Source organism: Photobacterium sp. NCIMB 13483 (genome assembly GCF_003025475.1).
Classification (GTDB): Bacteria; Pseudomonadota; Gammaproteobacteria; order Enterobacterales; family Vibrionaceae; genus Photobacterium; species Photobacterium piscicola.
In genome coordinates, this window is the sequence record NZ_PYLV01000033.1 from 1 (window position 1) to 14,815 (window position 14,815).

General features: G+C 43.5%; 16 protein-coding genes. 8 read left to right on the top strand and 8 right to left on the bottom strand.

The genetic code is table 11. The annotated features are described in order from the left end of the window. Positions 1–334 precede the first annotated feature (334 nt). The gene (locus tag C9I86_RS18375) at positions 335–871 is read left to right on the top strand and encodes a gamma carbonic anhydrase family protein (protein WP_080159094.1); all 537 of its coding nucleotides are present in this window, start codon (positions 335–337) and stop codon (positions 869–871) included. 25 nt (positions 872–896) lie between these two features. Here C9I86_RS18375 and C9I86_RS18380 read toward each other — a convergent pair whose 3' ends face one another. The 4 genes from C9I86_RS18380 to tsaC all read right to left on the bottom strand — a co-directional run bounded on the left by C9I86_RS18380 (position 897) and on the right by tsaC (position 3,550). Further along, positions 897–1,160, bottom strand: coding sequence for a DUF1488 domain-containing protein (locus tag C9I86_RS18380; RefSeq protein WP_080159093.1), 264 nt, complete (start codon positions 1,158–1,160; stop codon positions 897–899). A 6-nt stretch (positions 1,161–1,166) separates the two neighbouring features. Continuing rightward, positions 1,167–1,988 (bottom strand): shikimate dehydrogenase, encoded by an 822-nt coding sequence (aroE, locus tag C9I86_RS18385; protein ID WP_107277139.1) that lies wholly within the window; start codon positions 1,986–1,988, stop codon positions 1,167–1,169. An 80-nt stretch (positions 1,989–2,068) separates the two neighbouring features. Next, entirely contained in the window at positions 2,069–2,989 is a 921-nt protein-coding gene (gene hemF, locus C9I86_RS18390) for an oxygen-dependent coproporphyrinogen oxidase (protein ID WP_107277140.1), read from the bottom strand. A gap of 3 nt (positions 2,990–2,992) precedes the next feature. Next, positions 2,993–3,550, bottom strand: a complete 558-nt coding sequence (gene tsaC, locus C9I86_RS18395) for an L-threonylcarbamoyladenylate synthase type 1 TsaC (protein ID WP_107277141.1) — start codon at positions 3,548–3,550, stop codon at positions 2,993–2,995. 193 nt (positions 3,551–3,743) lie between these two features. On the opposite strand from tsaC, the gene purE reads away from it, so the two are divergent. Together purE and C9I86_RS18405 are read left to right on the top strand one after the other, a co-directional pair. Beyond that, positions 3,744–4,232, top strand: a complete 489-nt coding sequence (gene purE / locus C9I86_RS18400) for a 5-(carboxyamino)imidazole ribonucleotide mutase (RefSeq protein WP_080159089.1) — start codon at positions 3,744–3,746, stop codon at positions 4,230–4,232. Beyond that, positions 4,232–5,350 (top strand): 5-(carboxyamino)imidazole ribonucleotide synthase, encoded by a 1,119-nt coding sequence (locus C9I86_RS18405; protein ID WP_107277142.1) that lies wholly within the window; start codon positions 4,232–4,234, stop codon positions 5,348–5,350. Before purE ends, C9I86_RS18405 begins: the two co-directional genes overlap by 1 nt. Before the next feature lie 62 nt (positions 5,351–5,412). Here C9I86_RS18405 and C9I86_RS18410 read toward each other — a convergent pair whose 3' ends face one another. Genes C9I86_RS18410 through C9I86_RS18425 form a run of 4 tightly spaced genes read right to left on the bottom strand, consistent with a single transcriptional unit; the run spans position 5,413 to position 8,628 of the window. Then, a complete protein-coding gene (locus C9I86_RS18410; protein ID WP_107277143.1) occupies positions 5,413–5,973 on the bottom strand; it encodes a topoisomerase DNA-binding C4 zinc finger domain-containing protein in 561 nt (186 codons plus the stop codon). 2 nt (positions 5,974–5,975) lie between these two features. After that, positions 5,976–6,449 carry a DUF494 family protein gene (locus C9I86_RS18415; RefSeq protein ID WP_080159086.1) on the bottom strand — a complete coding sequence of 158 codons (474 nt, stop codon included), beginning with the start codon at positions 6,447–6,449 and terminating at the stop codon, positions 5,976–5,978. 2 nt (positions 6,450–6,451) lie between these two features. Beyond that, positions 6,452–7,558 (bottom strand): DNA-processing protein DprA, encoded by a 1,107-nt coding sequence (gene dprA / locus C9I86_RS18420; protein WP_369926264.1) that lies wholly within the window; start codon positions 7,556–7,558, stop codon positions 6,452–6,454. Next, complete coding sequence (locus C9I86_RS18425; protein ID WP_080159085.1) at positions 7,558–8,628, bottom strand: LysM peptidoglycan-binding domain-containing protein; 1,071 nt, start codon at positions 8,626–8,628, stop codon at positions 7,558–7,560. The genes dprA and C9I86_RS18425 overlap by 1 nt, the downstream gene beginning before the upstream one ends. A 348-nt stretch (positions 8,629–8,976) precedes the next feature. Here C9I86_RS18425 and def point away from each other — a divergent pair, with 348 nt between their 5' ends. From def to C9I86_RS18450, 5 genes are all read left to right on the top strand, one after another. Further along, a complete protein-coding gene (gene def / locus C9I86_RS18430; RefSeq protein WP_080159084.1) occupies positions 8,977–9,477 on the top strand; it encodes a peptide deformylase in 501 nt (166 codons plus the stop codon). A 23-nt stretch (positions 9,478–9,500) separates the two neighbouring features. Next, positions 9,501–10,445 carry a methionyl-tRNA formyltransferase gene (fmt, locus tag C9I86_RS18435; RefSeq protein ID WP_107277144.1) on the top strand — a complete coding sequence of 315 codons (945 nt, stop codon included), beginning with the start codon at positions 9,501–9,503 and terminating at the stop codon, positions 10,443–10,445. 85 nt (positions 10,446–10,530) lie between these two features. Further along, on the top strand, positions 10,531–11,811 hold the full coding sequence (gene rsmB, locus C9I86_RS18440; RefSeq protein ID WP_107277145.1) for a 16S rRNA (cytosine(967)-C(5))-methyltransferase RsmB: 1,281 nt from the start codon (positions 10,531–10,533) through the stop codon (positions 11,809–11,811). A 127-nt stretch (positions 11,812–11,938) separates the two neighbouring features. Then, on the top strand, positions 11,939–13,315 hold the full coding sequence (trkA, locus tag C9I86_RS18445) for a Trk system potassium transporter TrkA (RefSeq protein ID WP_036789046.1): 1,377 nt from the start codon (positions 11,939–11,941) through the stop codon (positions 13,313–13,315). 6 nt (positions 13,316–13,321) lie between these two features. Continuing rightward, entirely contained in the window at positions 13,322–14,767 is a 1,446-nt protein-coding gene (locus C9I86_RS18450) for a TrkH family potassium uptake protein (RefSeq protein WP_080159081.1), read from the top strand. Positions 14,768–14,815: the final 48 nt, after the last annotated feature.

Here is a 14,815-nt window from a genome sequence, read left to right on the forward strand (position 1 = left end):
TGAATTGACTGTGCCAAAACAACTTACGTTATTTTGTATTGGTCACTCAGTTCATTGATAAATCTTTCGACTTAACTATTCAACGAGTGCCCACACAGATTGCATGGTCAAATTGTTAAAGAACAATACTGATTTCGTTGCTAGCCAATGGCTTGCTCCGTGTCAGTGAGGTCGTAGTATAGAGAGTTCGATCACATTAGCAAGGGCTAAAGTACAATAAATTTGTCATATTTTCCCGAACGTCCAAATAACGATCAACCGCTACTTTTTTGGTTGTTAATCACTCGAAATATTAGTTATGGTAAAACCATAATTTGACTAATTAAGCATTGTTATGACATTTGCTCTTCGCCATTACCAAAATCACACGCCACAGCTAGCCGATAATGTCTATATAGATATCACAGCAGTCATTATTGGTAAGGTTAACATTGGAACAGACAGTAGTTTGTGGCCTTTGGTTGTTGCGCGTGGGGATGTTAATCACATTCATATTGGCCAACGCAGTAATATTCAAGATGGTTCCATTCTGCACGTTAGTCGAGTTAGCACTACAAACCCTGATGGATATCCACTTATTATAGGTAATGATGTAACTGTGGGTCATAAAGCGATGTTGCATGGCTGTAAGATTGAAGATCGTGTCTTAGTAGGTATGGGAACCATTATTTTAGATGGTGCCATTATTGAACATGATGTCATTATTGGAGCGGGAAGTTTAGTTCCACCAAAGAAACGGCTTTGTTCTGGCTTCCTTTATATAGGAAGTCCTGTTAAACAAATCCGGCCTCTGACAGAACAAGAATTAATGTCATTAACTCAATCAGCAACTAATTATGTTCAATTAAAGGATGAATACCTTAGCCAATAATTATACCTGGTCGTGGTGATGCTATTTATTTAATAACAATATCGCCATTATCATTAAAATCTTCATCCTCAATCATGGCTTCAGCAATATCTTCAATATCAAATCGATATTCAATAAAAGTCGTGATAATAGCTTCTGGTGTTGATAATGCGCATTCACTTTGCTGTTGTAACCATGATAATGGCAACCAACAATTGATCAGTGCGCCACCTTGCTGGGCTGGAAAGTGAATAGCTTGCTGATCTGAATGCCAAGTTTGAATATCAGCAAATAATATATTTTGGTTCATGTAATTTTACTCTTGTAAAAGGCGTCTTAATTCACGTTGTACTTGTTTAGCCCCTGGGCGTAATCCTCGCCATAGCATAAAACTTTCTGCGGCTTGTCCGACTAACATTCCTAAACCGTCAATCGTTTTAAGCGCATTGTATTGTTGCGCCCAGAGATTAAATGCCGTCACACTTGAACCGTAGACCATGTCATAACAACAGGTATGTTGACCGATAACAGCTGTTGGCACGGCAGGAACATGACCACTCAGACTCGCTGAAGTTGAATTAATGATCACGTCAAAACTCTGCTCACCTAAAGCATCAAAAGATAACGCTTCAATATCACCATATTCGGTAAATAGTGCGGCTAACTGTTGGGCTTTGGTCAACGTTCGATTAGTGATAATGAGTGTCTGTGGCTGCTGAGCTAATAAAGGTAAAATCACCCCTCGCGCAGCACCGCCAGCACCGATTAATAAAATACGTTTATCTTTCAGTGCGACCTGTTGTTGCAATAAATCCTGCACCAAGCCTTCACCATCGGTGTTATCACCTAATATACCGCCATCATCGAGGCGTTTTAACGTATTTACTGCACCCGCTAATTGAGCCCGTTGCGTAAGTTGGGTCGCGTACTCAAAGGCTTGTTCTTTAAAAGGCACTGTAATATTACAGCCTTTACCACCATCGGCAAAAAAAGCATCCATTGCAGTTACAAAGCCATCGAGTGCCACTAGCTGACTACAATATTCCATCTTCTGGCTGGTTTGACGGGCAAAAAGGGTATGAATGAAAGGAGATTTACTGTGATTGATGGGATTGCCCACCACGATATATTTGTCCATAGTCCATTACTCAAATAAAAGGGCCGATATATCGACCCTACCACTGGATGAAATTACTGCCAAACATTGCTGCTGCCAATTTACCATTCTCGAGGGTGAAGGTAATCACAACTCAAACGTGCTTCTGCCGAATCTGGCAGGGGTTGATAACAATATTCCCAACGCGCTAAAGGTGGCATCGACATTAAAATAGATTCAGTACGACCACCACTTTGCAAACCAAACAGAGTGCCACGATCATAGACTAAGTTAAATTCAACATAGCGCCCACGACGGTAAAGCTGAAATTCACGCTCACGTTCACCATAAGGTAACCCATACCGTTGAGCAACAATCGGTATATAAGCATCAATAAAACCATGACCAACCGCTTGAGTATAAGCAAAGCATTTTTCAAAGCCCCATAGGTTGAGATCATCAAAAAACAGCCCCCCAATACCTCGCGTTTCATCACGATGGGGTAAAAAGAAATATTTATCACACCATGCTTTATGCTGTGAATAAACATCATCACCAAACGGCGCACAGATCGCTTTCGCAGTATCATGCCAATGCTGACAATCATCATCAAACGGATAAAAAGGCGTTAAATCAAACCCACCACCAAACCACCACACCGGCGCTTCACCGTCTTTTTCTGCGATAAAAAATCGCACATTAGCATGGGATGTCGGCACATAAGGATTATGAGGATGAATCACTAATGATACCCCCATGGCTTCAAACCGTCGTCCCGCAAGTTCTGGACGATGAGCGGTTGCAGAAGCTGGCATCTCATCACCATAAACATGAGAGAAATTAACCCCAGCTTGCTCAAATACCGCCCCATTGTGTAATACACGACTACGACCACCACCACCTTGTTCGCGCTGCCATTGATCTTGTTCAAACTCAGCACCGCCATCTTGTTGTGCCAAAGCCTGACAAATAGTGTCTTGAAGTTGAAGCAAAAAAGTTTTTACGGCAGTTTTATTTAGATCTATCTGGTTACGATCAATCATGGATTACCCCTGACGGAAAATATTACCCGTTTGGGCATCACGAATTTCAGAAGGATTATTGCGTCCTCCCGTCTCACCATTCAATATTGCAGCTAGTTTATCCCCTAGCTGTTGTTCTACATCAGCCACTGTACGCCCCGGCTCAAGTCCGGTTAAATTAGCACTGGTTGAGGTTATCGGTTTACCAAATTCACGACAAAGTTGTTGAACTAACGGATGCGCGGTCACTCGAACTGCGATGGTCGAAAACTGGCCCGTTAAAAAAACAGGAACATTGGCTTTAGTTGGCATTACCCACGTAACAGGCCCTGGCCATGAGGCTAACACCGCTTGTTTTTGTTGCGGTGTTAATTGGCTATCATCGATATACGGCAATAACTGCTCATAATCAGCGGCAATTAAGATCAAACCTTTTTCCATTGGCCGTTGTTTCAATGCCAATAGTTTATTAACAGCCTGTTGATTATCAGGATCACAACCGACACCAAACACAGCTTCTGTTGGGTAACCAATCACTTGACCTTGCTTTAGTGCTGTAACGACTTGTGTAATATTTGCCACAAATTCCCCTGTTTTTATTCAGCTGATATTTTATTTTTAGTTATGGTAATCATCATACCGACACATGCGTAACAACACCATTGATGGTTAATCATAGCGTAACTTTACCAACGCAAACGTTTTCCTTTGCGCTAAATCACCGTATAATGGCGTAAGTTACACTTTAGTTGTTCATTACCTATAGGAGATTGGAATGAAAGTTGGAATTATCATGGGATCAAAATCTGATTGGCCAACCATGCAACATGCAGCGGAAATGCTAGAACGCTTCAATGTTGCCTACGAAACTAAAGTGGTTTCAGCCCACCGAACTCCTCACCTATTAGCGGAATACGCTGAAACAGCACGTAGCCGTGGTATTAGTGTCATTATTGCTGGTGCTGGCGGTGCGGCACATTTACCCGGTATGACTGCCGCTTTTACCAGTTTGCCAGTGCTAGGCGTTCCCGTTCAATCTCGCGCTTTAAAGGGCATGGATTCATTGCTGTCGATAGTACAAATGCCAAAAGGGATTGCAGTTGGCACGCTCGCGATTGGTGAAGCGGGTGCTGCGAATGCAGGATTATTAGCTGCCCAAATAATTGCCACGCATAACCCCGAAGTTTTAGCCGCAGTGGAAGCGTTCCGACAACAACAAACAGATACCGTACTTGATAACCCAAATCCTACTGAGGATGCGTAATGAATCAAGTATTAGTACTGGGTGCTGGGCAGTTAGCACGAATGATGGCGTTAGCTGGTGCACCATTAAATATTACTGTCATCGCCTATGATGTTGTTAGTGCTAATGTTGTACACCCACTGACTCAACAACGCCAATCACTCTCACTGATTGAAGCCATTGCTACTGTCGATGTGATCACTGCTGAATTTGAACATATACCCTCAGATATTTTATCGCTCTGCGCCGCAAGTGGTAAATTTAAGCCTCATCCAGATGCCATCAAGGTCGGTGGCGATCGTCGTATCGAAAAAACATTATTAGATCATGCCAACGTTGCCAATGCGCCCTATTTTGTTATTAATACTCGTGCAGATCTCGATACCGCTATCACGACCTTAGGCCTACCTATAGTGCTAAAAAGTGCTTTAGGCGGTTATGACGGCAAAGGCCAATGGCGCTTAAAAACTCACGATCAAATTGAATCAGTATGGAACGAAATGGTGCACTGCATTGCTGTAACCAATAACCAGGCGATTGTGGCCGAAAAATGGATAGGTTTTGATCGCGAAGTGTCTTTAATTGGGGTTCGTAATGCTATAGGTGAGATTAAAACCTATACCCTCAGTGAAAATGTACACACTGATGGCGTACTCAGCCTTTCAACAGCCATTGTTGGTGACACCACACTGCAACAACAAGCGCAACAGATGTTTACCGCGGTTGCTGAACAACTTAATTATATTGGCGTATTAGCTTTAGAGTTTTTTGAAGTTAATGGTGATTTATTGGTCAATGAAATTGCACCTCGCGTTCATAACTCAGGCCATTGGACGCAACAAGGGGCACAAACGTGTCAGTTTGAAAACCATCTTCGTGCGGTTTGTGACTTGCCATTAGGTGGCACCGAGCTTATTCGTCCAAGCGCCATGCTCAATATTTTAGGACAAGATAACGTACCGAGGGCGGTATTGGCTTTAGAAAACTGTCATGTGCATTGGTATGGCAAAGAAAAACGAGCTGGCCGGAAAATGGGGCATATCAATATTTGCGCTGCAACACCCGAACAACTGCAATACCAATTAATATTGTTAGGGCAGCAATTATCACCACAAGATTTTCCGACATTACCACGCTAAATACCGCAAACAAAAAAGCCTGCATCGTAATGCAGGCTTATTGATATTATTCAATATTATCGCTATTTTTCAGTATCCTGATAAGCATTACATTTACGATCAGCACATTGTAATTTAATGCCACTCGCTAATTTCTTTTCTATCAACAACCCAAAACCACACTGCTGACAAACGCCAACAACAGGCTTATTGTTGACCGCAAAGCGGCATTGTGGATATTTATCACACGCATAAAACAGTTTGCCATAACGTGATTTACGTTCAACTAAGTGACCTTGATGACACTCAGGACAATCAATATGTGTTTGTTGCGGTTTTTTTTCTGGTGATGCGAGGTAATGGCACTCAGGGTATGCCGAACACCCAATAAACATACCATAACGACCTTGGCGTAATACCAATGGTTGAGCGCATTCAGGGCAGGGCACATCGAGCTGTTTAACAATGTGACCATCATTTTGTTTGAGTGGTTGAATATAATCACACTCAGGGTAATGATCACAGCCTAAAAATGGCCCATGCTTACCAAAACGCATCACTAAATCAGCACTACATTGTGGGCATGATTGATGCTGTAACGCCTGTTCATGGGCAGCAAACAATGGATCACTATCAGTTGTCATTATTAATGTAGAACTCCATCTTCTGCGCCATATAATAATTCTTCTACTTGATCATAAGCCGCTTCGTTTCCTGGCGCATTAAACAACACCATCAGAATAATCCACTTCAAATCATCAAGCATAAATTCTTGAGTATCGAGTTCCATTACGCGATCAATGACCATTTCGCGAGTATCAATATTTAATACATCAATTTGCTCAAGATAAAGTAGAAAACCACGACAAGCCGTATCCATTCGCAACATTTCATTGTCGGTATAGATGCGCATCGATGTTATCGCACTATGGTTAACATACGGTGTGTGTTCTGTTTCTTGTAAAGCAGCCAGTTTTTCAAGCCACTCTAATGACTTGTAAATATCATCCTGATGAAAACCTGCACGTAAAAGCTCTTCAGAGAGTTCATCTTGATCGACTAACAACTCTGCTTCGCTTTGAATATAGGTTTCAAATAGATACATAAGAATATCCATCATAACTAGCCCCTCCTCGTTCTGATATAACCACCGGGCACTGCAGTCACCCAACCAGACAGTTCTAATTCTAATAATTGCGGTAAAATTTGGTGGATGGGTTGTTTACAGCGTTCAGCAACGACATCTACGGGTGTTGCTTCGGTGCCTACGTTAGCCAACAGTGCGGGAAATGGCAATTCTTCATTTTCCTTCGTTGCTAAAGGCACACCTATTTGATTACTTATTGCACATTCTGTCAGACTTCCTACCTCTTCGTAAATATCAGCCGGACTTTCTACCAGTTTAGCACCTGATTTAATCAGCGCATTACAACCACGGCTGGCAGGATTATGAATCGAACCGGGCAACGCAAAAACCTCTCGTCCTTGTTCTAACGCATAACGTGCTGTTATCAATGATCCACTTTTTTGCGCGGCTTCAATCACCAACACTCCCGTAGATAAGCCGCTAATGATGCGATTACGTCGTGGAAAATTTTGCGGGCGAGGTTGCTCATCAGGCCAAAACTCGGACACCAACGCCCCTTGCTCTGCAATACTGGCAGCCAAAGAACGGTGTCGCGCAGGATAAATTTGATCAAGCCCAGAACCTAATACGGCAATGGTTAACCCTCCCGCCTGCAACGCACCTTGATGTGCTTGACCATCAATCCCTAACGCTAAACCACTGGTCACGACATAATTATTAGTCGCTAATGCTTTTGAAAAATGGAACGCCGATTCACGACCATCGATCGATGCCGACCGACTACCAATCACCGCAATTTGTGGCGCACCGAGACAACAAAGATCGCCACGAACAAATAATAATGGGGGGGGAGAGGAAATTTGTTTTAATAAATGAGGATAATGGGGGGAGTCGAGGGTCAAAATGTGCTGGTGCGGAACTTGTTGCCATTGTAATGCTAACTGTAACCGCGATGGATTGGGGTGCAAAAACGCCTGTATTTGTTTCGTCGTTAAACCACATTGCTGTAATTGCTCAGTTGTCATTGTTACCAATTGCGACGGCGTCGCATAAGTAAGCAAGCGCTGAATGCGGCTGCCACCTAATGAAGGGACAGCCGCAAGTTGTAACCATGCAATAAGCTCAGTTTCTGTCATAACCATTACAAACGTGGGGCTTGAGCAACCACGCCAGGTTTAAACGGTTGCTGATTATTAAGCACCACCGCCAAACTAAAATACTCATAAGGACGTAATACCATCGCTTGTGCAACAGCGATGGTGCCAAGTTGAGTACTCTCCGTTAATAAGGTGCTATTTTTATAATGATATTGACCTTTTTTACCTTGTACCTGAGCCCCTTGCTTAAACAACTCAAACACTTGTCCTGCAACCATGCCATCAAGATGACCACGATCCAATACCACCACATCATAATTTGAAATATAACTGTAGCCACTTATTTGGCCTAACACGGTCGCAGATAACGACGCGGGCGGCGTAGTTGGCGAAAATGACAGATCCGCTTGACCATCAATGCCTAATAAAGGTAATAAAATATCATTGGGAATAATTTCTTGCTGAAAGTCATCCACTTTCAACTGACTCATCTCACCATCACTTGCAATAACAGTGACATCTGCAATCTCTTTCAAGGTTGATATAGTCGCTTTAATGGCAGAGTTAGCCGTTTCATTAGCACTGTCGTCACGATCAAAATCTTGTTCTAAGCGATATACTCGCCACTGACTGGTCGGAACCAATGACTGATCAGCCCACAGCACATCACCAACAGAAAGATAGCCGCGCTCTTCACTGGTTCCCAGAATTTGCGGTTGGGTTGTCACCGCATCAGCACTGATCAATTTATCTTGAGCCACATACGCCAACATTAAATAACCAGGCAACGAAGTAATAGGCTGGCGTACTACGCGCATCTCTGGTGACAATTTAAGTTGTTTTTTAAGGCTTAACTGCGGTTTACCGTCAACCCAAATAAGGTGTAAGCGATCGCCAGGATAAATTAAATGCGGGTTTTTTATATAGCTGTTTTTTTGCCATAACTGCGGCCATGACCAAGGGTTATTCAAGAATACAGCCGAAATATCCCATAACGTATCCCCTTTTTTAACCACATAAATTTCAGGATGACTATTTTTTAGCTGTGGTTGTGGCGCGGCAACCAACGACGGCATAAAAAGAATAAAACTCGCGATAATAACCCATTGCCTCATGTGATCCGTTCCTTCGATTGCACAAGTTGCGACCTAGCGATAATAAAATAATCACTCATATTGGCAAAGATTGGCATTAGCTATTTGATATGTCGACTGTTTAACTATCACTGCCAAGCGCTTTTCGGCTTATATCACGATTTGATAACCCCTGTTACATCGACAAAGCCTGAACTTTGCTAAGAGCTAACATTAATTTTTTAGCGAAAAGTGGTCTTTATTTCATGACTCTAATTTCGGTTAACCCTCGCCACGCGCATTCGGTACTGTTATTTGAGTGCTAAAATGACTAGAATTAGACCAACAACGCTGTATCTTTCTAGTAACCGTTAACGAATTCGAGCCCTTATGTCGCTATTGCCAGTTTTAATCTTTCCAGATGACCGTCTACGTACTGTAGCCAAGCCCGTTGCGGCGATCACGCCACAAATTCAGCAGATCATTGATGACATGCTTGAAACCATGTATGAAGAAGAAGGTATCGGCCTTGCTGCAACTCAAGTCGATATTCATCAACAAATCGTGGTTATCGATGTTTCTGAGCAACGTGATCAGCCAATGGTGCTAATCAACCCTGAAATTACGGCAGCTCATGGCGATGAAGGCATTGAAGAAGGGTGTCTTTCAGTACCAAGTGCTCGAGGTTTTGTTCCTCGCGCAGCAACCATCACTGTTTCCGCATTGGATCGTGACGGCAACCCGCTGACCTTTGAAGCAGAAGACCTACTTGCTATTTGCATTCAACACGAATTAGATCACCTTGCTGGTAAGCTATTTGTTGATTACCTATCGCCACTCAAGCGTCAACGCATTAAAAGCAAATTAGAAAAACTAAAACGTTCTATCTAACAACATCACCATTCGAGGTTATCTTGAGTAAACCATTACGCATTATTTTTGCAGGTACGCCTGACTTCGCCGCCCGTCATTTGGCGGCGTTATTGTCTTCACAGCATCAAGTTGTTGCGGTTTACACCCAACCCGATCGCCCAGCGGGTCGCGGTAAAAAACTCACTGCAAGCCCGGTGAAAAATATCGCCGTAGAACACGATATTCCAGTGTTCCAACCAGCCTCGCTGCGTAACCTTGAAGCTCAACAACAACTGGCAGCTATTGAAGCCGATATCATGGTTGTTGTTGCTTACGGTTTATTATTGCCTCAAGAAGTACTTGATACACCACCACTCGGTTGTATTAATGTTCATGGTTCAATTTTGCCACGCTGGCGTGGCGCAGCACCTATTCAACGTTCAATTTGGGCAGGTGATAGCGAGACTGGCGTCACTATCATGCAAATGGATATCGGCCTTGATACGGGTGACATGCTACAAGTCGCAACGTTACCCATCACGGCAACCGATACCAGTGCCACTATGTATGAAAAATTAGCAAACCTTGGCCCAAGTGCATTGATTGAGTGTTTAACAACGATTGCCAATGGCACTGCGGTTGCGACCAAACAAGATGACGGTCAAGCAAACTACGCCAAGAAATTAAGCAAAGAAGAAGCACAAATTGATTGGACTATGGACGCAGCAGCTATTGAGCGTTGTGTGCGAGCTTTCAACCCATGGCCAATGAGCCATTTCACTGTTGCTGAGCAAACTATCAAAGTATGGCAAACCAGTGTAGAAGAAGACAATCAAGGTCAACTACCGGGTACGATTTTAGCGGCAGATAAACACGGTATCGTAGTCGCAACAACAACTGGTGCATTGCGTTTATTGTCACTGCAGCCTCCTGGTAAAAAAGCCATGTCAGTCGCGGATTTATTAAATTCACGTCGAGAATGGTTCCAAGTCGGTAACCAACTTTAAACACCAAGGCCAGGGTTAAGTCACTGGCTTTTCTTTTTCAGATTAACCACGTATCGCCAGCATCAACGGCGTTCAGGAAACAGCTATGAATGTAAGAGCCGCTGCGGCCAAAGTAATATATCAGGTCGTCGATCAAGGGCAGTCATTGTCTGCCGCGCTACCGTTAGCGCAGCAGAATATTAGAGAACGTGATCATGCTTTATTGCAGGAAATCTGCTACGGCGTATTACGCTGGCTACCTCGATTAGAGTCAATCACTCAAGCATTAATGGAGAAGCCGCTGACAGGTAAACAACGTGTTTTCCATCACCTAATCTTAGTTGGTTTATATCAATTAGGTTATATGCGTATTCCTGCTCATGCCGCAGTCGCTGAAACAGTCGATGCCACAAAAACCCTTAAAAAACCGCAATTACGTGGGTTAATTAACGCCATTTTACGTAGTTACCAACGTCAAAAAGAAGCGTTAGATGAACAAGCGGTTAGTCATGACGCAGGTAAATATGGCCATCCAAGTTGGTTATTGAAATTACTTAAAGCCAGCTACCCTGATGACTACGCCGCCATCTGTGAAGCTAATAACACTAAAGCGCCAATGTGGTTACGAGTAAACAGTCACCATCATGATCGTGACACTTACCGTGCATTATTGGATGCAGAAGGTATTGCAACCGAATTGCACCCACAAGCAGCAGACGCATTGCGTTTAATTTCACCGTGTGATGTCACTAAATTACCCGGTTTTAGTGATGGTTGGGTTTCAGTACAAGATGCTGCAGCACAACTTGCTGTGGATTACCTTAAACCACAACCCGGCGAATTGATTCTTGATTGTTGTGCCGCGCCTGGTGGTAAAACAGTTCATATCATGGAACGCGTACCATCGACACAAGTGGTGGCGATTGACTGTGATGAGAATCGTCTTAAACGAGTGCATGAAAACCTTGAACGTTTACATCTGACCGCACAAGTATTATGTGCTGATGCACGTTATCCTGAGCAATGGTGGCATGGCGAAAAATTTGATCGCATTTTGCTGGATGCACCTTGTTCTGCAACAGGCGTTATTCGTCGTCATCCTGATATTAAATGGTTACGTCGAGGCGAAGATATCGCAGCATTAGCATTGCTACAAGCTGAGATTTTTGATGCTATGTGGTTACAGTTAAAACCAGGCGGTACTTTGGTTTATGCAACGTGTTCAATCACACCGCAAGAAAACTGCGATCAAGTAAAAGCATTCTTAAGCCGTACAGCTGACGCAACCTTAATCGATAGCGATCCTGCCTCTCCTGGCCGCCAAATTTTACCCGGCGAAGAGGCGATGGATGGTTTTTACTATGCAGTATTAACCAAAGCAAACTAAGATAAATTACTAATAATAGCGGAACTTGGCTTCAAGATTCCGCTTTTTAGTCTCTTTTATACGCCACTTACTGTCGATTTTATGGCACAGTGACTGTTAGTTGGCATTACTTCATCAGGCATAGGCTATGAAAATCATCATTCTCGGTGCTGGACAAGTTGGCGGCACTCTTGCTGAAAACCTTGTTGGCGAGAATAACGATATAACTATCGTTGATAAGAACCCAGAACGTCTTCGTGAACTGCAAGATAAATACGACCTGCGTGTTGTTCAAGGCTTTGCGAGCCACCCGCAAACACTTCGTGATGCCGGCGCGCAAGATGCTGATATGTTAGTTGCAGTAACCAACTCTGACGAAACTAACATGATCGCATGCCAAATTGCGTTTTCATTATTTAACACCCCTAACCGTGTTGCTCGTATTCGTTCACCAGAATACTTACGTGAAAAAGAACAATTATTTCAATCTGACGCGGTTCCTGTTGATCACCTTATTGCGCCAGAAGAATTGGTTACCGATTACATTGAACGTTTAATCGAATATCCAGGGGCATTACAAGTGGTGAGCTTTGCTGAAGAAAAAGTCGGCTTAGTGGCAGTGAAAGCCTATTACGGTGGCCCACTGGTGGGTAACGCATTATCAGCACTGCGCGAGCACATGCCGCACATTGATACTCGCGTAGCAGCCATATTCCGTCAGGGTCAGCCAATTCGCCCCCAAGGTACCACCATTATAGAAGCTGACGATGAAGTGTTCTTTGTCGCAGCAAGTAACCATATCCGTTCAGTAATGAGTGAACTACAGCGATTAGAGAAACCCTATAAAAGGTTAATGATTGTTGGTGGTGGTAATGTTGGTGCAGGTTTAGCTCGCCGCTTAGAACAAAACTACAGTGTTAAATTAATCGAGCATAATCAACAACGTGCCGAAAACCTATCGGAAATGTTGCAAGACACCATCGTCTTCTGTGGTGACGCGTCAGATCAAGAATTACTTAGTGAAGAACATATCGAACAGATTGATGTGTTTATTGCCGTTACCAATGATGATGAAGCCAATATCATGTCAGCCATGTTGGCTAAGCGCTTAGGCGCGAAAAAAGTAATGGTGTTGATTCAACGTGGTGCGTATGTTGATTTAGTCCAAGGTGGCACCATTGATATTGCGATTTCCCCCCAACAAGCAACCATTTCTGCATTACTAACCCATGTTCGTAAAGCTGATATCGTTAACGTATCATCGCTACGTCGTGGTGCAGCTGAAGCCATTGAGGCGATTGCCCATGGTGACGCCAGTACGTCAAAAGTAGTTGGCCGGGCCATCAGTGAAATCAAACTGCCACCCGGTACAACCATTGGCGCAGTTGTTCGTGGAGAAGAGGTTCTTATTGCCCACGATCGCACCATGATTGAGCAAAATGACCACGTAGTTATGTTCTTAGTTGATAAGAAATATATTCCTGACGTTGAACGTCTTTTCCAACCGAGCCCTTTCTTTCTGTAACAGCTTATGGTTAATTTACGTCCAATATTATTTGTACTCGGACTGGTGCTATCTAAAATAGCCCTGTTTATGTATGTACCCACTTTGGTGGCCTTTTTTACTGGCACCGAAGGTTTCATGGATTTCGCAGCGGCAGTGCTGATTACTCACTCCGTGGCGTTCTTGTTGCTATCTTACGGGAAAACTGACGAATTTAAGCTTAGTGTGCGGGATATGTTCCTGATCACCACGCTGGTGTGGACGGTTGCCAGTGCGTTTGCTGCGCTGCCGTTTGTGTTTATTAATCACATCAGTTTTACTGATGCATATTTTGAAACCATGTCAGGCATCACCACCACAGGTTCAACAGTATTAAGCGGCCTCGATCAAATGGCACCCAGTATTTTACTGTGGCGTTCGACGTTGCAATGGCTTGGTGGGGTCGGATTTATTGTGATGGGGGTGGCTATTTTACCGATGCTTAACGTCGGTGGTATGCGACTCTTTCAAACCGAATCATCAGACTGGTCAGATAAAAGTTCCCCCCGTACCAAAAGTGTCGCTAAAAATATTATCAATGTATATTTGATATTAACCGTGCTGTGTATCATTGCGTTTATGCTCGCTGGCATGAACACCTTTGATGCGATTAACCACGCTTTTACGACACTTTCAACGGGCGGTTATTCAACCTCTGATGGTTCAATGAACCACTTTTCACACAGTGCACAATGGGTAGCAACCTTCTTTATGTTTGCTGGCGGACTGCCGTTCTTATTGTTTGTTCAAGCATTAAGAAAGCGTCATCCTCGCACCTTGTTGGGGGATGCTCAAGTTAAGGGATATACATTATTTGTGGTGGTGGCGAGTTTGATTGTTGCGGGTTGTCTGATCTTTAATAAAGGTTATTCCGTCCTTGATGCGATGAGATTATCCTTTTTTAATATTATCTCAGTGGTTACCACAACCGGCTTTGGTCTAGGTGACTTTACTGCTTGGGGGCCATTACCGACAATTATTTTTGCGTTCACATTACTGGTTGGTGCTTGCTCAGGTTCAACCAGTGGCGGTATTAAAATTTTCCGCTTCCAAATTGCATTTGCACTTTTACGTAAACATATCATGCAATCTATTCACCCATCGGCCCTGTTCATTCAACGCTATAACGGTCGTCCAGTCACCGATGATATCGTGCGTTCAGTAGTGGCATTAGTGTTTACTTTTATCATGACCATTATTGTGATTGCCGCAGTATTAGCATTACAAGGCTTAGATCCGGTCACCAGTATTACCGGTGCAGTAACCGCAGTGGCTAACGTCGGTCCTGGTATGGGTACCGTGATCGGCCCAACAGGTAACTTTGCCAGCTTACCGGATTTATCAAAATGGACCTTAAGTTTAGGCATGCTGATGGGACGCTTGGAAATATTAACCGTATTAGTGGTTTTTGCTCCTGCCTTTTGGCGTGATTAATCACGCTTTAATAAGACTCAAAAACAACAAGAGAGCGCATAGCGCTCT